Genomic DNA, 21,373 nt, shown 5'->3' on the forward strand with positions numbered 1-21,373 from the left:
CCCATGAACCACACTGCCAATGCCCGTAGCTGGGTCGAGCACGCCAACGGGCACAGCGACTTCCCGCTGCAGAACCTGCCCATGGGTATCTTCAGCCGGCCGGGTGAAGCCAGGCGCTGTGGCGTGGCCATCGGCGACGCAATCCTCGACCTGGAAGCGGCGCTGGCCGCCGGCCTGTTCGACGGCGCCGCCAAGGCCGCCGTCGAGGCTACCCAGGGCGGGGCGCTGAACGCATTCTTCGCGTTGGGGCGCAATGCGCGCGTGGCTCTGCGCGAGCGCCTGCAGGTATTGCTTGGCGAACACAGCGAACACCAGGCGGCGCTGAAGCCGCTGCTGTATCTGGCCAGCGACTGCCAGTTGCATGTACCGGCGCAGATCGGTGACTACACCGACTTCTACGTGGGTATCGAGCACGCCAAGAACGTGGGCAAGCTGTTCCGCCCCGACAACCCGCTGCTGCCTAACTACAAGTACGTCCCGATCGGTTACCACGGCCGTGCTTCGACCATTCGCCCTTCGGGCACCGATGTGCGTCGGCCAAAAGGCCAGACCTTGCCGGCCGGGCACACTGAGCCGAGCTTCGGCCCCTGTGCGCGGCTGGACTACGAGCTGGAACTGGGCATCTGGATCGGCCAGGGCAACGAGATGGGCCAGGCCATTCCGGTAGGCGATGCCGCCGAGCACGTAGCCGGCCTGTGCCTGCTCAATGACTGGTCGGCGCGCGACATCCAGGCCTGGGAATACCAGCCATTGGGGCCGTTCCTGTCCAAGAGCTTCATTACCACGATCTCGCCATGGGTGGTCACTGCCGAAGCGCTGGAGCCGTTCCGCTGCGCCCAGCCTGCCCGCCCGGAAGGCGACCCGCAGCCACTGTCCTACCTGCTGGACAAACGCGACCAGGCCGGGGGTGCATTTGACATCGAACTGGAAGTACTGCTGCTGACCGAGCGCATGCGCGAGCAGGGTGTTGCCCCACACCGCCTGACCCTGAGCAACACCCGCAGCATGTACTGGACCGTGGCGCAGCTGGTGGCGCACCACAGCGTCAATGGCTGCCAGCTGCAGCCGGGCGACTTGTTCGGTTCTGGCACGCTGTCGGGCGCCACGCCAGGTTCGTTCGGCAGCCTGCTGGAAATCACCGAAGGCGGCAAGCTGCCGGTGGAGCTGGCCAGTGGCGAGGTGCGCAAGTTCCTCGAGGACGGTGACGAGATCATCCTGCGGGCGCGCTGCGCGCGTGACGGTGTGGCCAGCATCGGTTTCGGCGAATGCCGTGGCACGGTTGTCGCGGCCAACTGAGGAGGCTAGGGCATGGAGCTGTACACCTACTACCGTTCCACCTCGTCCTACCGGGTGCGCATTGCCCTGGCACTGAAGGGGCTGGCTTACCAGTCACTGCCGGTCAACCTGCTGCAAGGTGGGCAGCGAGATGCGGGCTATGTTGCCGTCAACCCGCAGGGGCGGGTGCCTGCCTTGCGCACCGATGGCGGTGATTTGCTGGTGCAGTCACCTGCGATCATCGAATACCTGGAAGAGGTTTATCCACAGCCTGCGCTGCTGCCGGCCATGGCCGAGGTGCGTGCCAAGGCGCGAGGCGTGGCAGCGATCATAGGCTGCGACATTCACCCGCTGCACAATGTCAGCGTGCTCAACCGGCTGCGCGAGGCAGGCCATGACGAGGGACAGGTCAGCGACTGGATCGATCACTGGATCAGCCAAGGGCTGGCGGCAGTGGAGCAACTGATTGGCGATGAAGGCTTCTGCTTTGGCGATACGCCAGGGCTGGCGGATGTGTACCTGATCCCGCAGCTGTACGCCGCCGAGCGCTTCAATGTCGACCTCGGCGGCTTCCCGCGTATTCGGCGGGTTGCCGCACTGGCAGCCGTTCACCCGGCCTTCGCCAGTGCCCATCCCGCCCGGCAGCCGGACAGCCCGGCTCAGTGAAGTGAACGGTTCGCGACCGGGAGCTTGCCGATACGCTCGGACAGCTTCAGGCGCTGGACCGGGTCTTCGGTCAGCAACAACGCATGCTCCAGGTCGAAGCGCTCGGCCTGTGGGCAATCCAGGTGTTGGTAGAGCGAGGCGCGGGTCATATAGTCGCTCACCTGCACCGGGCCCAGTTGCATCACCCGCTCCGCATCGATCAGCGCCGCCAGGTGGTTGTCGTTACTGATGTGCAGCTGGCGCAGGTTACGTGACAGGCGTTGCAGCATCTGCAAAGGGCTGGCGCCGCGCATATGCTCTGCTGTCAGCGCCACGTGCGGGCCGAACTGGCGCGCCAGCAACTCGCGGCAATCGCTGGGGTACAAACGTCGGCCGCCACAGGGGTCCAGCAGGTGGTCGGCCCCCGGTACGCGGAGCAGGAAATGCCCAGGGAAGCCCACGCCCTCCAGCGGGATGGACAGGCGCCGCGCCAGCTCCAGAGCAAGGATTGCCAGCGTCAGCGGTTGGCCACGGCGGCGCTGCAGCACCTTGTCCATCATCGCTGCGTGCGGGCGCAAGGGGTGGTATTCATCCTGCTGGAAACCCAGTGCGTTGAGCTGGCGCAGCAGCGGCTGGGCCAGTTCGCCCAGCGGCAGCATGGGCAGACTGGTGCTGATCTCGCGCTGCAGTTCGTGCACGTGGGCAAGGCTGGCTGCGGGCTCGACGCTGCGGTCGTGCTCGGCAGCTATCCACAATGCGGCTTCCAGCACGGCGACAGGCTCGCGTTCCAGGCAGGCCAGGCAGGCTTGACGTGGGTTCATGGGGTTTCTCCACACACGCTTGAGTATTAGCCGTGGCGCGCGGTTTCGTCCAGTGGTCCGGCGGCGGCACCGGCCCCGGGGCCGTGCCTATACTGGAGTAAGCACCTCGTGGGGGCCTGTCGATGTTCGCACTGATGCAAAGCACCCGTACTCAGTCACTGCACTTGTTCAACGACCCGGCTACGGGCCTGAAAGCGGTGGTGGCGATCCACAGCGAGCAGTTGGGGCCGGCGATGGGCGGTTGCCGCTACCTGCCGTATGCCGATGACGAAAGTGCCATGACCGACGCCATCCGCCTGGCCCAGGGCATGAGCTACAAGGCGGCCCTGGCGGGTTTGCCGCTGGGTGGCGGCAAGGCGGTGATCATGCGTAACCCGCATGTGGAAAACCGCGCCGCGCTGTTCGAAGCCTTTGGCCGCTTCATCGATACCTTGCATGGGCGCTTCATCATTGCCGTGGACAGCGGCACCTCTACCCTGGACATGGACTGCATCGCCCAGAGCACGCCGCATGTGACCAGTACCACTGCTTCGGGTGACCCCTCACCGCATGCGGCGATGGGGGTATTCGCCGGTATCAGGGCAACAACCTCATTCCGCCTTGGCAGTGATGATTTGCGCGGCCTGCGGATCGCGATTCAAGGGTTGGGCAATGTCGGTTATGCGCTGGCCGAGCAACTGCACGCGGTAGGCGCGGAGTTGCTGGTCAGCGACCTCGACCCGGGGCGTGTGCGGCTGGCGATGGAGCAGTTCGATGCAAAGCCTGTGACCAACGATGCGTTGCTCAGCACCCCTTGCGATATTTTTGCGCCATGCGGCGTGGGGCCGGTATTGAATGGGCAGAGCGTGATGCAGCTGCGGTGTGCGGCAGTGGCGGGGGCGGCGAACAACCAGTTGACTACCTTGCAGGTGGCCGACCAGCTGGAGTCGCGCGGGATACTGTATGCGCCTGACTATGTCATCAATGCTGGCGGGCTGATCTATGTGGCGCTAACCCATCGTGGCGAAGACCTGGGCACCATCACCGCGCACCTGGCGCGGATACCTACGCGGCTGACCGAAGTGTTCGGCCATGCGCAGGCAGAGAAGCGCTCGCCGGCGCGAGTGGCGCAGATGCTGGCGGAGCGATTGCTGTACGGGTAACGAGGCCTGGGCAGGCCTACTCTGCTGCTGGCGCTTCGAGCAACTCGGCCAACGCATCCGGCTGGCTTTTGAACGCCCGGGCGAACACATCGCGGTTCTTGGCCATGTAGATACCGGCTTCCTCGACCTGCTGCTCGGTCAGCGACGGCACCGCCTTGTGCAGCACTTCGGCCAGGCGCTCGGCCAGTTCGAGCATTTTGTCGTGACGGTCTGCTTCGGCCTTATCCATGAACAAGCGCTCCGGGTCGCGGCTGCTGCGGTACACCACTTCGACGGCCATTCATCACCTCTATGCCTTTTTGCTGGTTGTGTTGCGATTTACTGTATCGATATACAGTAATGGCAATACGGGTTGGTTCGCAAGCAGAAATTGTAGCCTGGCATAGACCGAGCGCTGCGCGCGCCTTTGCCTGTCAAAGCCGGTCGCTTTTTTGCAACCCGCCATGCCTCAAGGTGCCTTGCGGCAATCGGTCGCCTTCCAAGACAGGGGCCTGGCCCTTTAACTGCATGGCACAAGCGTCACATCAGCGACGCATCATCCTTAAAGACGTATCGGGGAATGGAACATCGTGAACATCAAATGGGCAGAAAAGCTGCGCAAGGGCCTGCACGGCTCGGCTGACTCGCTGGGTAACCTGTGCGTCGAGGCCTTCCATTACCTGGCGCTGTTCGGCATTGGCGCGATTACCGCTTATGCGGCGGTGGTCACCTTTCTGGACATGCTCGGCAAGGGCGGGATCAGCGTCGATGACATTCTGCTGCTGTTCATCTACCTCGAACTGGGGGCGATGGTCGGCATCTACTTCAAGACCAACCACATGCCGATCCGCTTTCTGCTGTATGTGGCAATCACCGCGCTCACTCGCCTGCTGATCGGCGATGTTTCGCACCACAAGGCACCGGACGAGGGGCTGCTGTACCTGTGTGGGGGCATCCTGCTGCTGGCGTTCTCGATCCTGGTGGTGCGCTACGCCTCGTACCGCTACCCCTCGACCAAGGTGCTGGATGCCAACGGCAAGGACGTAGGGGAGGGCAAGTAGGCCTCAGTTGGCCATGAATGGGCGCTGACCGTGACCGGCGTCGCGGGTCAGCGCTGCCAGTACCTGCATGGGGTTCTGCCCCAGTTCGATGGCCAGGCCCAGGCGGATGCTGTCGATCACCCGCTGCAGGCGCACTGGGTCGTTGCGTTGAGCCTGGGTGATGAGGCGCTTGGCCACCACGCCGGCGTCGTCGGACAGGGTCAGCATGATGCTGCCGTCGAGGTTCGCAATGCTCAGGTTCACCCGATATTCGGGAGCGAATGCTGCACTGATTCGTTCGAATGGGTTGTTCATGGTCTTGCTTCTGCGGTGAGTGAGTGCAGAGGTTGACCGGGATGTTCGCACGTTGGTTCAGTGCCATTGATCGGCACAAACGAAAACGCCCGGCTCAAGGCCGGGCGTTTTGCATTGTCGATCAGGCGTCGGGGTCACTCAGTTCCAGGGCGCCGCGCTTGCTGCGCAGCTTGCCGTAGAAGTGTTCCAGCGCATGGTTGAGTTTGGTGGCTGCACCGTCGACTGCCTGGTCCAGCGAAGTGGCGGTGTGGGTCACGGAAATCGGCTGGTGGCCTTTGGGGCGAGCCTCCATCTGGCAGCGTTTGTCATGCGGTCCGGGCTTGGCGCCGTTCTCGTCGCGCAGGTGCACCTCGATGCGGGTGAGGTCGTCCTCGTAGCGCTCAAGTGAGCTTTCCAGTGTACTGCGGACCCACTGGTCGAGCCGGGCGTTACCTTCGAAATGGTTGCTGCTGTTAACCTGGATTTGCATGATTCAATCCTTATTCAGCTTGCTCGCATGGAGGCGCTGCCAGGTCCTTGAGACCCTTGGAATTTCTGCGCCTCTTGACTCTAAGGTCAGGCAACCGCGCAACGAATTCAAGCCCTTTTTGAAAATAAATTTCTTGTTGCACATCCCCCTTGCAAGACCGCTGGCGTGCACCCATACGATGTAGCTTTGCTTATGAGAATTGAAATCATTAGTATTGCAATCCCGAACACGCCCGGACCTTCGCCATGACGCGCAACACTGCCGGCCTTCCGCTCAGCTACCGCCTGGCCGTGACCTCACGCAGCCTGGCTGCGCTGCTGGGTGGCTACCTGCTGGCGTCCATGGCCAGCGCCTGCATCGCCCTTGTGGCACCGTTGCCCAAGGTCGATGCCACGCTCACTGGCCTGTTGCTTTCGTTCGTCTTCTACCTGCTGGCATTCATCTGGTGCTTTGCCTGCCGCAGCGCCTGGCGGGCCTGGCTTGGCGTGCTGGCGCCAAGCCTGTTGCTGGGCATGATCAGCGCCGTTGCCTACTGGATGAAAAACCCATGAAAGAAGGCTTCCGCCAGGCCATGGCCTGGCTGCACACCTGGACCGGCCTGATCTTCGGTTGGCTGCTGTTCGCCATTTTCCTCACCGGCACGCTGTCGTACTTCAAGGAGGAGATTACCCAATGGTCTCACCCCGAGGTTCGCAGCCACGCGCTGGACCCGGCCCGTAGCTTGGGGATGGCCCAGCGTTACCTGGAGCAGAATGCCGGGCATTCCAGTAACTGGTTCATCCGCCTGCCCAACGAGCGCGAGGCCGCGTTGACCGTGGGTTACCGTGACCCGAATGGCGGGCGGCGCGGCTTCGCCAGCAAGACCCTCGATACCCAGACCGGCCAGCCGGTGGAAGCACGCGACAGCAGGGGGGGCGAGTTCTTCTACCGCTTCCATTTCCAGTTACAGATGCCGTACCCGTTCGGTCGCTGGCTATCGACTTTCTGCGCGTTCATCATGCTGCTGGGGCTGGTCACCGGCATCATCACCCACAAGAAGATCTTCAAGGAGTTCTTCACCTTCCGGCCCGGCAAGGGCCAGCGCTCCTGGCTGGATGGGCACAACGCCATAGGGGTGCTGGTGCTGCCATTCCACCTGATGATCAGCTACAGCAGCCTGGTGTTGTTCATGTACATGGTGATGCCAGCGGGCATCATGGCCAGCTATGGCAATGACACTGACAAATACTTCAACGACCTGTTCGGCCGTGACGATGCGCCCAAGGCAGCCCAGGTAGCCACGCCGCTGGTGGCGCTGCCAAGCCTGTACGCCAAGGTGCAGGAACTGCAGCCAGGCGCGCGGATCGGTAGCATCCAGGTGCAGAACCCGGGCGACAGCAATGCCCGCGTCACCTTCAGCCAGTCGGCCGCTGACCACGTGGCCTACCGGCGCAGCGCCAACTGGACATTCGATGGCGCCAACGGCGCGCTGCTCAGCCAGGGCAAGCCAGAGAGCGGGGCGATGATGACTGCCTTCAGCTTCGCCGGGCTGCACATGGGCAACTTCGCCGGGCCCTGGCTGCGCTGGCTGTACTTTTTCTTTGGTGTTTCCGGTACTGCGGTGATCGGCACCGGCCTGGTAATGTGGCTGGGCAAGCGCCAGCTCAAGCATGCCAAAAACGCGCACATGCCAGGGGAGCTGCGCCTGGTCGAGGTGCTCAATATCGCCAGCATGAGTGGCCTGCTGCTGGCTGTGGCGGGCTTCTTCTGGGCCAACCGGCTAATCCCGACCGGCGTTGAAGGCCGCGCCGACTGGGAGGTCAATGTCTTCTTCATGGCCTGGGGCCTGTCACTGGTGCATGCCGTGCTGCGCAGCGGGCGCCGAGCCTGGGGCGAGCAACTGGCACTGGGCGCGTTCGCCTTTACCTTGCTGCCGCTGCTCAATGGCCTGACCACCGGCCGCGGTCTGAATCAGTCGCTGCCCGCGGGTGATTGGTCCATGGCCGGTTTTGACCTGACGGCGCTGGGCACCGGGCTGTTCCTGGCCTGGCTGGCCGGCAAGATGCTACGCAGCCCCAAGCCTATGGCCAGGCGCGCGCCGCGTGCGGCAGAAAAAACGGCGGCTGAACCGGTGCAGGCAAGCTGATGCTGGGTAACGCACTGATCGCCTTTGCAGGTTTCGTCGCCCTGTGCCTGGCCATGGAAAAGCACTTCAAAGACCTGCTCGGGCGCAAGCCGCGGCCCAGGCAGTTGCGCCTGTTACGCGTGACCGGTTGGTTGCTGCTGGCGCTGTCGCTGGTGCTCAGCGTGCACCTGCGGGGCTGGGCCCATGGCCTGGTGGAGTGGGCGGCGGTCATCATGGCCGGGGTGACCCTTTGGGTGTTCGGCCTGCCGTACCAGCCGCGCCTGCTGCTGGGCCTGGCCGCCGCCAGCGCGGTGCTGGGCCCGCTGCTGGCCGTGTTTGCCGTGTGACCCCGTGAGCGACCAGAGGGATATCATCGAGCCCGACGCCGACAGTGCTGGCGGGCGTGCCCGTTTCGTCCAGGTATTCCAGGCCCAGCGTGCGCGCATGGAAGCGCTGGTCAGCCGCCGGGTTGGCTGTCGCGCCACGGCATCGGACCTGGTCCAGGAGCTGTTCCTGCGTTTCTGGCGCCGCCCCGAGGTCAAGGTCGAGGCGCTGGATACCTACCTGCTGCGCTGCGCCGGCAACCTGGCCATTGACCACCTGCGCAGCGAGGGCAGCCGCGAGCGCGTGGCCGAAGCGGCGTTGCCGGTGGATGAAGCGGCCATGGCCCTTGCCCCGGATCAGGCCGTAGAAGTTGACCATGATTTGCAGCGTATCGAGGCCGCCTTGCGTGCCTTGCCCGAGCGTACTCGGCAGATTTTCCTGCTGAACCGTGTCCACGGCTGCAAGTACGGCGAGATAGCCAAGGCCATGCAACTGTCCCAGAGCGCAGTGGAAAAGCATATGATGCGCGCGCTCGAAGCGTGCAAGGCGAGTATCGCCGAGCCCCCGTCCACCCCACGCCGGCCAGGGAGTGCCCATCGATGAGCCGTTTACCGCCGATCACCGAGGCGCAGTCGCAGGCGGCCCTGCACTGGCTCAGCCGCATCAACGAGCAGCCTGGGCAAGCCGAGGGGGCGGCGTTCAAGCGCTGGTTGCTGGCCGACCCTGGCCACCGTGCCGCCTATGACCAGGCCCAGGCGCTATGGCAGCAGAGTGTTGCTCCGGCGGCACGCTTGGCTGATGAAGAGCATGAAACCCTGCAACGCTACCTTGATGCCATGGCCAGACCAGCAGCCAGGCGCCCATGGCGGCAACGGGTCGCGGCGCTGGCTGTGGCGGCCTGCCTGGTACTGGCTGTGAGCGTTGCGGGTGGCTGGCACCCCGCTTACTGGCTGCAGGACTTGCAGGCCGACTACACCACAGGCGGGCAGATTCGCCAGGTGACCCTCGCTGACCAGTCACAGGTGACGCTGGATGCGGACAGCGCGATAGCGATCGATTTCGCACACGGCGAGCGCCGCGTGCGGCTGTTGCATGGCGCCGCGTTTTTCCAGGTAAGCCATACCGGTGAGCCGTTCCTGGTCGAATCTGGCGGGGGGGAGGTGCGGGTGCTGGGTACTCAATTCGAGGTGCGGGAGCAAGACGAGGGTGCCCAGGTGACGGTGCGCAGCGGGCGTGTGGCGGTCAGCCCAATGGGGGACGCGGTGGCGCGCGAGCTGACGGCTAACCAGCAGGTGGCTTATGCCGCGGGAAAACTGGGCGACACCCAGCAAGTGGACAGCGACAACCGCCTGGCCTGGCGCCAGGGTTGGTTGAATTACTACCAGGTACCGTTGGCGCAGGTGGTCGAGGACCTGGGGCGTTATTACCCGGGGCGCATCCTGCTGCTGGATGATGAATTGGCCAAGCGCAAGGTCAGCGGCAGTTTCCCGGTGGCCGAGCCACTGCTGGCGCTGGATTCACTGGGCAAGGTGATGGGTTTTTCGCGGCAGACGGTGCTGGGGCGACTCACCTTGGTTCAGTGATTACCGGCGCGGTGGCCCTTGCGGAGCACCAGGCGGCTCCTGCAGAGGCGGGCCCAGAAAAAATATTTTCAGATAACGGGTGAGGTAACAGGACGTGGCATCCGTGTAATGAGTGGAAGTGCGATTCATTCGCAGTCATAACCCTCTCACAGGTCAGCGTCCATGAAGTTCTCCCCGCGTTGCGTCCCCCTCTGGTTCGGCCTTGCCATGCTCCCGGCCATCGTCGTCGCTCCTTTGGCGAGCGCTGTCGAGCAACAGCAGGCCTACGCATTCGACCAGCCGGCCCAGCCACTGGCCCAGGCCCTCAACGCCTTCAGCCGCCGCGTGGGCCAGAGCGTGGTCTACACCGTCGAATTGCCCGCTGTGCAGGCCCCGGCGCTGAACGGCAGCTACAGCGCCGAACAAGCGCTGCAACAACTGCTGGTTGGCAGTGGGCTGGCCTGGCGTCGCCTGGACGCGCGCACCCTGACCCTGGAGGCGGTGGATACCTCTGGCGCCCTCAATCTGCAGGCCACCACCGTTACCTCGCAACTGGACATCGACAGCTACCAACCCCCGGCAACGGCCTCGATCATGCGCGGCCAGGGCCCGAATCAGGACATCCCCCAGGCAATCAACGTGGTCCCGGCCCAGGTCATCCGCGACCAGGCCCCGCGTAACCTCGATGACGCCCTGGCCAACGTGAGCGGCATCACCCAGGGCAACAACTTCGGCGGCACGTCCGATACCGTGATGAAGCGCGGCTTTGGCGACAACCGCGACGGCTCGATCATGCGTGACGGGATGCCCATCGTGCAGGGCCGCAGCCTCAATGCCAGTACCGAACGGGTCGAAGTGCTCAAGGGGCCGGCCTCCCTGCTGTACGGCATCCAGGACCCGGGCGGGGTCATCAACGTGGTCAGCAAGCGCCCGCAACTTGAGCAGTACAACGCCCTGACCGTGCGGGGTTCGACCTACGGCAGTGGCAAGAACGGCAGTGGCGGCGGGTTCGACAGTACGGGCGCGCTGGGCGACAGCGACTTCGCCTACCGGCTTATCGTCGACCATGAAGACGAGGATTACTGGCGCAACTACGGCGTGCACCGCGAATCGCTGGTGGCGCCGTCGCTGGCCTGGCTGGGCGAGGATACCCAGGTTGTGCTGGCCTACGAGCACCGTGAATTCCTATACCCGTTTGACCGCGGCACGGCGTTCGGCGCAAACGGCCATCCGCTGGACATCCCAGCCACGCGGCGCCTGGACGAGCCTTTCAACGACATGGAAGGGCGCTCCGACCTGTACCGCCTGGAGGTCGACCACCAGTTGGCCGATGACTGGAAGCTGCACTTCGGCTACAGCTTCAACCGCGAGACTTACGATGCCAGCCAGGTTCGCGTGACCGGCGTCAACGAAACCCAAGGCACGCTGACACGCAGCATCGACGGCACCCACAACGCCATGAGCCGTGACCAGTTCGTGACCCTGAGTCTCAATGGTAATGTCGAGCTGGCGGGGATGCAGCATGACCTGCTGTTCGGCATCGACCATGAAGACCGCAAGATCTTTCGCGGTGACCTGATTCGCCAGACACCACAGTCCACGTTCAGTTATCTGGACCCGGTCTACGGACAGGAAGTGGAGGGCTCCAACGTACGAGCCAGCGACAGCGACCAGACCGACAAGCTACGCACCGATGCGCTGTTCGTGCAGGACGCGCTGCACCTCGATGAGCACTGGATCCTTGTAGCAGGTGCGCGTTTCCAGCAGTACGACCAGTACGCTGGCCGCGGTCGCCCGTTCAAGGCCAATACCGACATCAGTGGCCAGGCCTGGGTACCCCACGCCGGTATCGTTTACAAAGTCGACGACCAGCTCTCGTTCTATGGCAGCTACAGCGAGTCGTTCAAGCCCAACTCGACCATCGCGCCGCTGACCGGCAATGTCGTGCTCGACTCCTCGGTGGCACCTGAGGAGGGCAAGTCGTGGGAGCTGGGCGCCAAGTTCGACATGCCAGGCCGCATCACAGGCACCCTGGCCTTGTTCGATATCACCAAGCGCAATGTACTGGTCTCGAACTTTGACGCCATCACCCGCGAGACGGTCTACAGCAATGCGGGTGAAGTCAGTTCACGCGGTGTGGAACTCGACGTGACCGGCCAGCTCAGCGAGCGCTGGAGCCTGATCGGCAGCTATGCACTGACCGATGCCAAGGTAACCAAGGATCCTGATCTTGAGGGCAATCGCCTGCAGAACGTGGCCCGGCACAGCGGCTCGCTGTCGGCGGTGTATGACTTTGGCAGCCTGTTCGGGGGTGACCGGCTGCGCTTCGGTGCCGGCGCCCGCTATGTGGGCGAACGTTCGGGTAACGCGACCAACACCTTCGACCTGCCGAGCTATACCGTTGCCGATGCATTCGCCACCTACGAGACCCAACTCGACGAACATAACGTGCGCCTGCAATTGAACGTGAAGAACCTGTTCGACAAGGTGTATTACAGCTCGGCGGTGAACCAGTACTTTGTGGCGATTGGCGATGCGCGGCAGGTCAGTTTGTCGAGCACCTTCGAGTTCTAGGTCAATGGGGCCGCCGAGCGGCCCCGGTTTCAGCTGAAAAAGGCCTTGCGGTATTCGCCAGGTGTGGCCCCCAGGGCTTGGCGAAACCGGTTGCTGAAATGGCTGGCACTGGCAAACCCGCACAACAGGGCAATTTCCCCCAGCGGCATCACCCCCAGTCGCAACAGCTGGCAAGCGCGGTGCAGTCGCCGGGCCAGCAGGTACTGGTGCGGCGGCAGCCCGAAACTTGCGCGGAACATGCGCGCAAAATGGTATTCGGACAGGTTGCATCGCAACGCCAGCTCGCCCAGGGTAACGGGCTGGTCCAGGTGCGCTTCGATGTAGTCGACCAGTTGCCGGCGCAGGTTAGGCGCCAGCCCGCCTTTCAGGCGCAGGCCGTGGCGCAGCCCCACTTGGCTGAGCAGCGCATGGTCGACGATTTCGTGCGCCAGGGTGCTGGCCAGCAAGCGCTCGCCGGGCTCGTCCCAGTCCAGGCTGATCAGCTGGCGAAAGCGCCCGGCCTGCTGTGGGTCATCGAGAAAGGTCGCTTCCTGTAGCTGCAGTTCACGCGGTTCACGGTCGAGCAGGCGCACGCAGCCCAGGGCAAATTGCGCCTCGCTGACGTACAGGTGGGCCAGGCGAATGGCGCCGTTCACCACCCAGTTCGACTCATGGCCGGCCGGCATGATGCACAGCTTGTCGGGTGCGCCTTTGTCGGCTGGCCGCTGGCGCCGGAAAGTGCCAGTGCCGTCGGCGATGTAGCACGACAAGGTGTGATGGCTAGGCGCCTGATAGTCGCGGGCATCGTCACGGTTGTTCCACAACGCCGCCGCCAGCCCGTCGCCCAGCTGCGCGCTCAGCTCCAGGCGGGCGTGGGGCGAGGCATGCATGGCGTTGAACACTTGCAACTGGGTGAATGGGGTCATGAGCAGTTCCTCTGAGGGCCATCCTACTGCGCCGTGGGCTGGCGCACAGCCACCTGGGGGAGAAATGCGCAAGTTTGTGCAAGCGCAAGGTGTCGGGCAGGGCGAACACTGATTGCACTGGCGAGGGCCGTACCCTCGATCGCCTGAGGATCCGTAACGATGAACCTGTCACTCTATTTGCTCACTGTTTTGATCTGGGGCACCACCTGGATCGCCCTGAAACTCCAACTGGGGGTGGTCGCCATTCCCGTTTCGATCGTCTACCGCTTCGCCCTGGCCGGCCTGATCCTGTTCGCCTTCCTGCTGCTCACCCGCCGCCTGCAGCCAATGACCAAGCGCGGCCACCAGATCTGCCTGGCCCAGGGCCTGTGCCTGTTCTGCGTCAATTTCATCTGCTTCCTCAGCGCCAGCCAGTGGATCGCCAGCGGGCTGATTGCCGTAGTGTTCTCTACCGCCACCCTGTGGAACGCCCTGAACGCGCGGATATTCTTTGGCCAGAAGATCGCTGGCAATGTGCTGGGGGGTGGCGCCCTGGGGTTGCTCGGCCTGGGCCTATTGTTCTGGCCCGAACTGTCACACCACGCAGCAAGCCGTGAGACGTTGTACGGCCTTGGCTTGGCCCTGCTCGGTACGCTGTGCTTCTCGGCCGGCAACATGCTGTCGAGCATGCAGCAGAAGGCCGGGCTCAGGCCCATGACCACCAACGCCTGGGGCATGGTCTACGGGGCGCTCATGCTAGGGCTGTTCTGCGTAGTCAGCGGCGTGCCGTTCAGCATGGAGTGGAATGCGCGGTATGTCGGCTCGCTGTTGTATCTGGTGGTGCCAGGGTCGGTGATTGCCTTCACCGCCTACCTGACCCTGGTCGGGCGCATGGGGCCGGAGCGGGCAGCGTACTGCACCGTGCTGTTCCCGTTGGTGGCGTTGAACGTGTCGGCGGTGGCCGAGGGTTACCAATGGACGGCGCCGGCCTTGCTCGGCTTGGTGGCGGTGATGGCGGGGAATGTGCTGGTGTTTCGCAAGCCCCGGGCCAGGGTGGCTGAGGGGGTTATGGTAGCCAAATAGCTGATGCTCGCGCCGGCCCTTTCGCGGGTTTGCCCGCGAAGCGGCCAGCACAGGCACTCCAGAACGGTCAGCCTTTCCACACCTGCGGGTTCACCAAGTCTCGCGGCCGCTCACCCAGCAACGCCGCACGCAGGTTATCCATCGCCCGGTTGGCCATGGCCGCACGGGTTTCGGCAGTGGCCGAACCAATGTGCGGCAAGGTCAGGGCATTGGGCAGTTTGAACAACGGCGAGTCGGTCAGTGGTTCTTTCTCGTACACGTCCAGGCCTGCTCCGCGAATGGTGCCATTCTGCAACGCTTCGATCAGCGCAGCTTCATCCACCACCGGCCCACGGGCGATGTTGATCAGGAACGCGCTCGGCTTCATCAGCTTCAACTCGCGAGTGCTGATCAGCTTGCGGGTGGCATCGGACAACGGCACCACGATGACCACGAAGTCGGCTTCGGCCAGCAGTTGCTCCAGGCTGCGGAACTGCGCGCCCAGCTCTTGCTCCAGCGCGGGCTTGCGGTTGTTGCCGCTGTACAGGATCGGCATGTTGAAGCCGAAGCGCCCACGGCGTGCCACGGCTGCACCGATGTTGCCCATGCCGACGATGCCCAGGGTCTTGCCATGCACGTCGCTGCCGAAGTGGGCCGGGGCCACGGTAGCCTGCCAGTTGCCGGCCTTGGTCCAGGCATCCAGCTCGGCGGTGCGGCGGGCGCAGCCCATGACCAGCGAGAAGCCCAGGTCGGCCGTGCTTTCGGTGAGCACGTCCGGCGTGTTGGTCAGGGCAATGCCGCGCTCGTTGAAGTAATCCAGGTCGTAGTTGTCATAACCGACCGACACGCTGGACACCACCTCCAGCTTGGCAGCGCCCTCGAGCTGGGCGCGGCCCAGCTTGCGGCCAACGCCGATCAGGCCGTGGGCTTCAGGCAGGGCTTCATTGAACTGGGCGTTGATGTCGCCCAGCTTGGGGTTGGGCATGATCACGTTGAAGTCTTGCTGCAGGCGCTCGGCCATGGCCGGGGTGATACGGCTGAAGGCCAGGACGGTCTTTTTCATCGGGCAACTTCTCTGCAAGGCGGTGGGACAAGGGTGGATTCTTCGCGGGTAAACCCGCACCCACAGGTTTTGTGCAGGCCTTGAGGGGCAGCGCTGTACCTGTGGGCGCGGGCAGGTCCGCGAATGGGCCGACAATGGTTAGCAACCTACCATTGTCCAGCCCCGCAATGCAGCAGCTTTTTAGTTGGCGATCATCACCTGATGGGTTTTCAGGTCCGCCTCATGCGCGGCAAGAATCTCCGGCAGCGAGTTGCGCAGGTACTCGACCCAGGTCTTGATCTTGGCATCCAGGTACTGCCGCGACGGGTAGATGGCGTACAGGTTCAGCTCTTGCAGGCGGTATTCGGGCAGCACGCGCACCAGGCTACCGTCACGCAGGCCGTCGATGGCCGAATAGATCGGCAGCACGCCCACGCCCATGCCACTGCGGATCGCGGTCTTCATGGCGTCGGCGGTGTTGACCATGAACGGCGAGCTGGTGATGTTGACCATCTCCTGGCCTTCCGGGCCGTCGAACAGCCACTTCTCCAGCGGGATCACCGGGCTGACCATGCGCAGGCAGGCATGTTTCAGCAGGTCTGCAGGCTTGTGCGCCACCCCGTGGCGGGCAATGTAGGCCGGTGATGCGCAGACGATGCTGTAGGTAATGCCCAGGCGCTGCGAAACGAACCCCGAATCGGGCAGTTCGGTGGCCAGCACGATCGACACGTCATAGCCCTCGTCGAGCAGGTCGGGCACACGGTTGGCCATGGTCAGGTCGAAGGTGACGTCAGGGTGAGATTCGCGGTAGCGGGCGATGGCATCGACCACGAAGTGCTGGCCGACCCCGGTCATCGAATGCACCTTCAACTGCCCGGCCGGGCGCGCATGGGCGTCGCTGGCCTCGGCTTCGGCTTCTTCGACATAGGTCAGAATCTGTTCGCAACGCATCAGGTAGCGCTTGCCGGCCTCGGTCAGCGCAATGCGGCGGGTGGTACGGTTGAGCAGCCTTGTTTGCAGATGGGCTTCCAGGTTGGATACCGCCCGCGACACGTTCGCGGTGGTCGTATCCAGTTGCGCCGCAGCGGCGGTAAAGCTGCCTAATTGGGCTACGCAACTGAAAGCGCGCATGTTTTGCAGGGTGTCCATGGGTCACTCTCGATGTAGAGGACAAAATTGTGTCACGAAGTAACGTAAAAAAGATGAAAAGTTGTCTTCGACCAAAGGCGGATTATCGCTGTTTTGGTAACAAAGATTCGCAGGAATCTGCGCTTATCGCCAGTGCTGCTGCCCCCTAGAATTGCCCGGCCCCTTTACCTCATCCTCGGGAAATCGCAGCTGTGCCGCGTCGCATCATCAGAACGCTCAATGCGTTCAGTGCCTGTGCCCTAGCCCTCACCTTGAGCGGCTGTATCGGAACCTGGGGCATTGCCCCGCAAAGCAAGACGCTGCAAGCCATTACCTTGTCCACAGACGCGGCCATTCGCGAAGCCGCCACCGACGCCCACTGGCCTGACCAGCAGTGGTGGCACGCCTATGGCGACCCGCAGCTGGACCGCTGGATTGCCCTGGCCGTGGCCGGCAGCCCGAGCCTGGCCATGGCCGCGGCGCGGGTGCGCGAAGCCAAGGCCATGGCCGGTGTGGTCGAGTCGGCGGAAAAGCTTCAGGGCAACGGCCAGGCCACGCTCAAGCGCCACAACTGGCCGGAAGACCAGTTCTATGGCCCTGGCGCGCTGTCCGGTGCCAACACCTGGGACAACAATGCTGCCATCGGCTTCAGCTACGCCCTCGACTTGTGGGGCCGTGAACGCAATGCCAGCGAGCAGGCCGTGGACCAGGCGCACATGAGCGTGGCCGAAGCCCGCCAGGCGCAACTGGAACTGCAGAACAATGTGGTGCGTGCCTACATCCAGTTGAGCCTGCATTTTGCCCAGCGCGATATCGTCAGAGCCGAGCTGGAGCAGCAGGAACAGATCCTGGCCTTGGCCAAGCGCCGGCTGGATGCCGGCATCGGCACCCATTTCGAAGTCAGCCAGGCCGAAGCGCCGCTGCCGGAAACCCACCGCCAGCTCGATAGCCTGAACGAAGAGATTGCCCTGACCCGCAACCAGCTGGCGGCACTGGCAGGCAAGGGCCCGGGCGAAGGCGCCCAGTTGCAGCGCCCGACCCTGGCCCTGGCTGCGCCGCTGAACCTGCCGTCGAGCCTGCCAGCCGAGTTGGTTGGCCAGCGCCCCGACGTGGTTGCCAGCCGCTGGCAGGTGGCCGCGCAGGCGCGGGGTATCGACGTCGCCCACGCCGGCTTTTTCCCCAACGTGGACCTGGTCGGCAGCCTGGGCTTCATGGCCACCGGCGGTGGGCCGCTGGAGTTCCTCACCGGGCGCAAGTTCAACTACAACGTCGGCCCGGCCATCAGCCTGCCGGTCTTCGACGGTGGCCGTCTGCGCTCGCAGTTGGGCGTGGCCTCCGCCGGCTATGACGTGGCCGTGGCGCGCTACAACCAGACTGTGGTCGGTGCGCTGAAAGACATCTCCGACCAGTTGATCCGCCGCGAGTCGATGAAAGAGCAGTCGCACTTTGCCGCCGAGTCGGTCGCCGCTGCGCAGAAAACCTACGACATCGCGATGATCGCCTTCCAGCGCGGCCTTACCGACTACCTCAACGTGCTCAATGCGCAAACCTTGCTGTTCCGCCAGCAGCAGGTGCAGCAGCAGGTGCAGGCCGCCCGCCTGGTCGCCCATGCCGAGTTGGTCACCGCCCTGGGCGGGGGCCTGCAGGCTGGCCAGGATGTGCCCGAGGAACAACGCCAGGCTGCGCCGAAAACCCCGGCGACCCTGGCCATTTTCGACAAGAAGCCGGATAACGCCGAATGAGTAGTTCCAGTCTGCCCGTGCGCTGGCTGCGAAGCCTGGAATGGCGTCGGGGCTTTTTTGCCTGGGCGCGCACCGACGGCGTGACCTGGGTCTACATCTTCAAAGTCCTGGCCGCCGCGTTCATCACTCTGTGGCTGGCCATGCGGCTTGAGTTGCCGCAACCGCGTACGGCGATGATCACCGTGTTCATCGTGATGCAGCCGCAAAGCGGGCACGTGTTCGCCAAGAGCTTCTATCGGGTGCTCGGCACGCTGGCCGGCTCGGCGATGATGGTGGCGCTGATCGCCATCTTTCCGCAGAACACCGAGCTGTTCCTGCCTAGCCTGGCGCTGTGGGTAGGGCTGTGCTCGGCCGGTGCCATGCGCTACCGCACTTTCCGCGCCTATGGCTTCGTGCTGGCCGGCTACACCGCGGCGATGATCGGCCTGCCGGTATTGCAGCACCCTGACCAGGCGTTCATGGCCGCAGTATGGCGGGTGCTGGAAATTGCCCTGGGCATCCTGGTGTCGACCTTCGTCAGTGCCGCGATTCTGCCGCAGTCGGCCAGTGCTGCCATGCGCAACGCCCTTTACCAGCGCTTTGGCGTATTTGCCGGGGTGGTGGTGGAGGCCCTGCGTGGCGACAGTCAAAAGGACCGCTTCGAGAGCAGCAACGTGCGCTTCGTGGCAGAGGCCGTGGGCCTTGAGAGCCTGCGCAACGTCACCGCTTTCGAAGACCCGCACATGCGCCGTCGCAGTGGCCGGCTGGTGCGCATGAACAGCGAGTTCATGGCCATCACCACCCGCTTCAATGCCTTGCACCGCTTGCTGGAGCGCCTGCGTGCCCGTGGCCCGCTGCAGATCGTCAGTGCCATCGAACCGGGCCTGAACACCCTTGTGGAGTTGCTGCAGCCCTATGTAGGCCGGGCGTTGACTGACGCCGATGCGCTGCGCCTGACCCTGGAGCTGGCGGCCTACAAGGAAGGCCTGCAGGCCCAGGTGCGTGGCCTGCGGGCCGAGTACCTGGCGACCGAGCCCAGCGAATCCGACCAGCTCGATTTCCACACCGCGTTCGAGCTGTTGTACCGCTTCGTGGACGAGATGTTCAGCTACGCCGAAACCCACGCCTCGCTGGCCGCGCACAAGCACGAGCGAGAGCAGTGGGACGAGCCCTACGTGGCGCAGACCAGCTGGCTGGTTTCGGCCGCCGCTGGTGTGCGCGCCTCGGCGGTACTGTTGCTGCTGGGCAGCTACTGGCTACTCAGTGACTGGCCAAGCGGTGCCATGATGACCTTGATCGCCACGGTTACCGTGGGCCTGTCGGCGGCCTCGCCGAACCCCAAGCGCATGTCCTTCCAGATGGCTTGCGGCACGGCGATCGGGGCCTTCGTCGGCTTCTTCGAAACCTTTTTCGTCTTCCCTTGGATCGATGGCTTCCCGTTGCTGTGCATGGTACTGGCACCCGTGTTCGTGCTTGGGGCATTCCTGTCGTCGCGCCCCGCCTATGCCGGTTACGGCATCGGCCTGCTGGTGTTCTTCGCCATTGGCTCGGTACCCAACAACCTTACCGTGTATGACCCGTACAGCTTCATCAACGACTACATCGGCATGGTCATTGGCATGTTCGTCTGTGCCGCCGCCGGGGCAATCATTCTGCCGCCCAACAGCCGCTGGTTGTGGAGCCGTCTGGAACAGGAGCTGCGCGAACAGGTGCTGTTCGCCATCAGCGGCCGCCTGCGCGGCATCGGCACGGCTTTCGAAAGCCGCACCCGCGACCTGCTGCACCAGGCCTATGGCCTGGCGGCCGGCAAGCCGCAGGTGCAGAGCCAGCTGATGGGATGGATGTTCACGGTGCTGGAAATCGGCCACGCGGTCATCGAGCTGCGCAAGGAGCAGGCCCGCGCACCGGTGCACCCGGCCTACGCCGAGTCGCAGCCCTGGCGCCAGGCCATTCGCGTGATGGGCCGCGCCCTGGCGCGGCTGTTCCTGCAGCCCAGTGCCAGCAACCACGAGCGCGCGCTGGTAGCGGTGGACCATGCGATTGCCCGCGTGCAGGCCACCGACGAGCCATTCGCCCGGCATTTTGATACCTCGGTGCTGCGCCGGGCGCAAAGCTACCTGCACTTCATTCGTTCTTCCCTGCTGGACCCACAGTCGCCGCTGGTACCGGCGAAAGGATTGCACGATGCTCCGTGAAAGCATGCCCCGTGAAATCGCCTTCCATGGCGTGTACATGCCCACCATGACCTTGATGTTCCTGTTCGCCTTGGGCTTGGCCTGGGGCCTGGACCGGTTCATCGCCAGTCATGATGGCTACCGCTTCTTCTGGCACCCGGCGTTGCTGCGCCTGAGCCTGTTCGTCTGCTTGTTCGGCGCCATGGCGCTTACTGTCTACTGGTGAGAAACCCTCGATGAAAAAGTTCTTCAGCCTGATCGCCACCCTGCTGGTGCTGATCGCTGCCGTGGCCATCGGTCGCCAGTTGTGGCTGCACTATATGACTACCCCGTGGACCCGTGACGGCCGCGTGCGCGCCGATATCATCAATGTCGCTGCCGATGTGCCAGGCTACGTGGTGGAGGTGCCGGTGAAAGACAACCAGCGGGTGAAGAAGGGCGACCTGCTGATCCAGATCGATCCCGAGCACTACCAGCTGGCGGTCGACCAGGCCAAGGCGCTGGTCGCCTCGCGCAAGGCCACCTGGGAAATGCGCAAGGTCAACGCCAAGCGCCGTGCCGACATGGACAACCTGGTGATTTCCAGGGAAAACCGCGACGACGCCAGTAACATCGCCAACGCCGCCCAGGCTGACTACCAGCAGGCCCTGGCCGAATTGGCTGCGGCCGAGCTGAACCTCAAGCGCACCCACATCGTGGCCACGGTGGACGGCTACGTGACCAACCTGAATATCCACAAGGGCGACTACGCGCGCACGGGTGAAGCGGTCATGGCGGTGGTCGACGAGAACTCGTTCTGGGTGTACGGCTTCTTTGAGGAAACCAAGTTGCCTCACGTAAAGGTAGGCGACCAGGCCGAGCTGCAGATGATGAGCGGTGAGCGCATCAAGGGCCATGTGGAGAGCATCGCCCGCGGCATCTACGACCGCGACAACCCACAGAGCCGCGAGCTGATCGCCGACGTGAACCCGACCTTCAACTGGGTACGCCTGGCACAGCGGGTGCCGGTGCGCATTCACATCGATGAAGTGCCGGAAGGGTTCTTGTTGGCGGCGGGGACGACTTGTACGGTAGTGGTGAAGCCGAGCGAGGGATGAACGCTGGTATTCGGG

The 21,373-nt window shown here is 63.9% G+C and carries 22 protein-coding genes; 15 read left to right on the forward strand and 7 right to left on the reverse strand.

Annotated elements, in window-relative coordinates; all coding sequences use genetic code 11:
• The first annotated feature begins 3 nt into the window (after nucleotides 1-3).
• Together fahA and maiA are read left to right on the forward strand one after the other, a co-directional pair.
• A complete protein-coding gene (gene fahA, locus OO258_RS20940) occupies nucleotides 4-1,296 on the forward strand; it encodes a fumarylacetoacetase (protein ID WP_266032282.1) in 1,293 nt (430 codons plus the stop codon).
• A 12-nt stretch (nucleotides 1,297-1,308) separates the two neighbouring features.
• A complete protein-coding gene (maiA, locus tag OO258_RS20945; RefSeq protein WP_266032283.1) occupies nucleotides 1,309-1,941 on the forward strand; it encodes a maleylacetoacetate isomerase in 633 nt (210 codons plus the stop codon).
• On the opposite strand, the gene OO258_RS20950 is transcribed toward maiA, so the two are convergent.
• Nucleotides 1,935-2,741, reverse strand: a complete 807-nt coding sequence (locus OO258_RS20950; RefSeq protein WP_266032284.1) for a SirB1 family protein — start codon at nucleotides 2,739-2,741, stop codon at nucleotides 1,935-1,937. The genes maiA and OO258_RS20950 overlap by 7 nt on opposite strands.
• A 122-nt stretch (nucleotides 2,742-2,863) precedes the next feature.
• Between OO258_RS20950 and OO258_RS20955 the strand changes: the two genes are divergently transcribed.
• Complete coding sequence (locus tag OO258_RS20955; protein ID WP_110742534.1) at nucleotides 2,864-3,883, forward strand: Leu/Phe/Val dehydrogenase; 1,020 nt, start codon at nucleotides 2,864-2,866, stop codon at nucleotides 3,881-3,883.
• Nucleotides 3,884-3,899: 16 nt separating this feature from the next.
• Here the strand turns inward: OO258_RS20955 and OO258_RS20960 are convergent, their stop codons facing one another.
• Nucleotides 3,900-4,163: a YebG family protein gene (locus OO258_RS20960; protein WP_016497959.1), complete on the reverse strand. Its 264-nt coding sequence runs from the start codon at nucleotides 4,161-4,163 to the stop codon at nucleotides 3,900-3,902.
• 289 nt (nucleotides 4,164-4,452) lie between these two features.
• Between OO258_RS20960 and OO258_RS20965 the strand changes: the two genes are divergently transcribed.
• A complete protein-coding gene (locus OO258_RS20965) occupies nucleotides 4,453-4,923 on the forward strand; it encodes a phosphate-starvation-inducible protein PsiE (RefSeq protein ID WP_110742535.1) in 471 nt (156 codons plus the stop codon).
• A gap of 3 nt (nucleotides 4,924-4,926) precedes the next feature.
• Here OO258_RS20965 and OO258_RS20970 read toward each other — a convergent pair whose 3' ends face one another.
• Entirely contained in the window at nucleotides 4,927-5,217 is a 291-nt protein-coding gene (locus tag OO258_RS20970) for a DUF3509 domain-containing protein (protein WP_110742536.1), read from the reverse strand.
• 121 nt (nucleotides 5,218-5,338) lie between these two features.
• On the reverse strand, nucleotides 5,339-5,686 hold the full coding sequence (locus tag OO258_RS20975; protein WP_110742537.1) for an HPF/RaiA family ribosome-associated protein: 348 nt from the start codon (nucleotides 5,684-5,686) through the stop codon (nucleotides 5,339-5,341).
• A 245-nt stretch (nucleotides 5,687-5,931) separates the two neighbouring features.
• Between OO258_RS20975 and OO258_RS20980 the strand changes: the two genes are divergently transcribed.
• The 6 genes from OO258_RS20980 to OO258_RS21005 all read left to right on the forward strand — a co-directional run bounded on the left by OO258_RS20980 (nucleotide 5,932) and on the right by OO258_RS21005 (nucleotide 12,250).
• Nucleotides 5,932-6,237, forward strand: coding sequence for a DUF3649 domain-containing protein (locus OO258_RS20980; protein WP_266032285.1), 306 nt, complete (start codon nucleotides 5,932-5,934; stop codon nucleotides 6,235-6,237).
• A complete protein-coding gene (locus OO258_RS20985; RefSeq protein ID WP_266032286.1) occupies nucleotides 6,234-7,811 on the forward strand; it encodes a PepSY-associated TM helix domain-containing protein in 1,578 nt (525 codons plus the stop codon). Before OO258_RS20980 ends, OO258_RS20985 begins: the two co-directional genes overlap by 4 nt.
• Nucleotides 7,811-8,137, forward strand: a complete 327-nt coding sequence (locus OO258_RS20990) for a DUF3325 domain-containing protein (protein ID WP_266032287.1) — start codon at nucleotides 7,811-7,813, stop codon at nucleotides 8,135-8,137. The genes OO258_RS20985 and OO258_RS20990 overlap by 1 nt, the downstream gene beginning before the upstream one ends.
• Nucleotides 8,138-8,141: 4 nt before the next feature.
• Nucleotides 8,142-8,717: an RNA polymerase sigma factor gene (locus tag OO258_RS20995; protein WP_266032288.1), complete on the forward strand. Its 576-nt coding sequence runs from the start codon at nucleotides 8,142-8,144 to the stop codon at nucleotides 8,715-8,717.
• Nucleotides 8,714-9,697, forward strand: a complete 984-nt coding sequence (locus OO258_RS21000; RefSeq protein WP_266032289.1) for a FecR family protein — start codon at nucleotides 8,714-8,716, stop codon at nucleotides 9,695-9,697. Before OO258_RS20995 ends, OO258_RS21000 begins: the two co-directional genes overlap by 4 nt.
• A 162-nt stretch (nucleotides 9,698-9,859) precedes the next feature.
• Nucleotides 9,860-12,250, forward strand: coding sequence for a TonB-dependent siderophore receptor (locus OO258_RS21005; RefSeq protein ID WP_266032290.1), 2,391 nt, complete (start codon nucleotides 9,860-9,862; stop codon nucleotides 12,248-12,250).
• Between the two features lie 29 nt (nucleotides 12,251-12,279).
• On the opposite strand, the gene OO258_RS21010 is transcribed toward OO258_RS21005, so the two are convergent.
• Nucleotides 12,280-13,155, reverse strand: coding sequence for a helix-turn-helix domain-containing protein (locus OO258_RS21010; RefSeq protein ID WP_266032291.1), 876 nt, complete (start codon nucleotides 13,153-13,155; stop codon nucleotides 12,280-12,282).
• A 159-nt stretch (nucleotides 13,156-13,314) separates the two neighbouring features.
• Between OO258_RS21010 and OO258_RS21015 the strand changes: the two genes are divergently transcribed.
• Nucleotides 13,315-14,217: a DMT family transporter gene (locus tag OO258_RS21015; RefSeq protein ID WP_266032292.1), complete on the forward strand. Its 903-nt coding sequence runs from the start codon at nucleotides 13,315-13,317 to the stop codon at nucleotides 14,215-14,217.
• A 67-nt stretch (nucleotides 14,218-14,284) separates the two neighbouring features.
• On the opposite strand, the gene OO258_RS21020 is transcribed toward OO258_RS21015, so the two are convergent.
• Complete coding sequence (locus tag OO258_RS21020) at nucleotides 14,285-15,259, reverse strand: 2-hydroxyacid dehydrogenase (protein ID WP_266032293.1); 975 nt, start codon at nucleotides 15,257-15,259, stop codon at nucleotides 14,285-14,287.
• 180 nt (nucleotides 15,260-15,439) lie between these two features.
• Nucleotides 15,440-16,387: a LysR family transcriptional regulator gene (locus tag OO258_RS21025; protein ID WP_266032294.1), complete on the reverse strand. Its 948-nt coding sequence runs from the start codon at nucleotides 16,385-16,387 to the stop codon at nucleotides 15,440-15,442.
• A 191-nt stretch (nucleotides 16,388-16,578) separates the two neighbouring features.
• Here OO258_RS21025 and OO258_RS21030 point away from each other — a divergent pair, with 191 nt between their 5' ends.
• Genes OO258_RS21030 through OO258_RS21045 form a run of 4 tightly spaced genes read left to right on the forward strand, consistent with a single transcriptional unit; the run spans nucleotide 16,579 to nucleotide 21,358 of the window.
• Nucleotides 16,579-18,108, forward strand: a complete 1,530-nt coding sequence (locus OO258_RS21030; RefSeq protein WP_266032295.1) for an efflux transporter outer membrane subunit — start codon at nucleotides 16,579-16,581, stop codon at nucleotides 18,106-18,108.
• Nucleotides 18,105-20,282, forward strand: coding sequence for an FUSC family protein (locus OO258_RS21035; RefSeq protein ID WP_266032296.1), 2,178 nt, complete (start codon nucleotides 18,105-18,107; stop codon nucleotides 20,280-20,282). The genes OO258_RS21030 and OO258_RS21035 overlap by 4 nt, the downstream gene beginning before the upstream one ends.
• A gap of 4 nt (nucleotides 20,283-20,286) precedes the next feature.
• Nucleotides 20,287-20,487 (forward strand): DUF1656 domain-containing protein, encoded by a 201-nt coding sequence (locus tag OO258_RS21040; protein ID WP_009685040.1) that lies wholly within the window; start codon nucleotides 20,287-20,289, stop codon nucleotides 20,485-20,487.
• A gap of 10 nt (nucleotides 20,488-20,497) precedes the next feature.
• Nucleotides 20,498-21,358, forward strand: coding sequence for an HlyD family secretion protein (locus tag OO258_RS21045; RefSeq protein WP_266032297.1), 861 nt, complete (start codon nucleotides 20,498-20,500; stop codon nucleotides 21,356-21,358).
• Nucleotides 21,359-21,373: the final 15 nt, after the last annotated feature.

The organism is Pseudomonas sp. DCB_BI (genome assembly GCF_026240995.1).
GTDB lineage: Bacteria > Pseudomonadota > Gammaproteobacteria > Pseudomonadales > Pseudomonadaceae > Aquipseudomonas.

What these genes read in the sequence shown, in the direction of transcription:
- OO258_RS20990 (WP_266032287.1), top strand. Translation starts at nt 7,811, where the DNA reads ATGCTGGGTAACGCACTGATCGCCTTTGCAGGTTTCGTCGCCCTGTGC.
- OO258_RS21045 (WP_266032297.1), top strand. Translation starts at nt 20,498, where the DNA reads ATGAAAAAGTTCTTCAGCCTGATCGCCACCCTGCTGGTGCTGATCGCT.
- OO258_RS20970 (WP_110742536.1), bottom strand. Translation starts at nt 5,217, where the DNA reads ATGAACAACCCATTCGAACGAATCAGTGCAGCATTCGCTCCCGAATAT.
- OO258_RS21025 (WP_266032294.1), bottom strand. Translation starts at nt 16,387, where the DNA reads ATGGACACCCTGCAAAACATGCGCGCTTTCAGTTGCGTAGCCCAATTA.
- OO258_RS20960 (WP_016497959.1), bottom strand. Translation starts at nt 4,163, where the DNA reads ATGGCCGTCGAAGTGGTGTACCGCAGCAGCCGCGACCCGGAGCGCTTG.
- fahA (WP_266032282.1), top strand. Translation starts at nt 4, where the DNA reads ATGAACCACACTGCCAATGCCCGTAGCTGGGTCGAGCACGCCAACGGG.
- OO258_RS20955 (WP_110742534.1), top strand. Translation starts at nt 2,864, where the DNA reads ATGTTCGCACTGATGCAAAGCACCCGTACTCAGTCACTGCACTTGTTC.
- OO258_RS21015 (WP_266032292.1), top strand. Translation starts at nt 13,315, where the DNA reads ATGAACCTGTCACTCTATTTGCTCACTGTTTTGATCTGGGGCACCACC.
- OO258_RS21010 (WP_266032291.1), bottom strand. Translation starts at nt 13,155, where the DNA reads ATGACCCCATTCACCCAGTTGCAAGTGTTCAACGCCATGCATGCCTCG.
- OO258_RS21000 (WP_266032289.1), top strand. Translation starts at nt 8,714, where the DNA reads ATGAGCCGTTTACCGCCGATCACCGAGGCGCAGTCGCAGGCGGCCCTG.
- OO258_RS21005 (WP_266032290.1), top strand. Translation starts at nt 9,860, where the DNA reads ATGAAGTTCTCCCCGCGTTGCGTCCCCCTCTGGTTCGGCCTTGCCATG.
- OO258_RS21020 (WP_266032293.1), bottom strand. Translation starts at nt 15,259, where the DNA reads ATGAAAAAGACCGTCCTGGCCTTCAGCCGTATCACCCCGGCCATGGCC.
- OO258_RS21040 (WP_009685040.1), top strand. Translation starts at nt 20,287, where the DNA reads ATGCCCCGTGAAATCGCCTTCCATGGCGTGTACATGCCCACCATGACC.
- OO258_RS20980 (WP_266032285.1), top strand. Translation starts at nt 5,932, where the DNA reads ATGACGCGCAACACTGCCGGCCTTCCGCTCAGCTACCGCCTGGCCGTG.
- OO258_RS20985 (WP_266032286.1), top strand. Translation starts at nt 6,234, where the DNA reads ATGAAAGAAGGCTTCCGCCAGGCCATGGCCTGGCTGCACACCTGGACC.
- OO258_RS21035 (WP_266032296.1), top strand. Translation starts at nt 18,105, where the DNA reads ATGAGTAGTTCCAGTCTGCCCGTGCGCTGGCTGCGAAGCCTGGAATGG.
- OO258_RS20975 (WP_110742537.1), bottom strand. Translation starts at nt 5,686, where the DNA reads ATGCAAATCCAGGTTAACAGCAGCAACCATTTCGAAGGTAACGCCCGG.
- maiA (WP_266032283.1), top strand. Translation starts at nt 1,309, where the DNA reads ATGGAGCTGTACACCTACTACCGTTCCACCTCGTCCTACCGGGTGCGC.
- OO258_RS20950 (WP_266032284.1), bottom strand. Translation starts at nt 2,741, where the DNA reads ATGAACCCACGTCAAGCCTGCCTGGCCTGCCTGGAACGCGAGCCTGTC.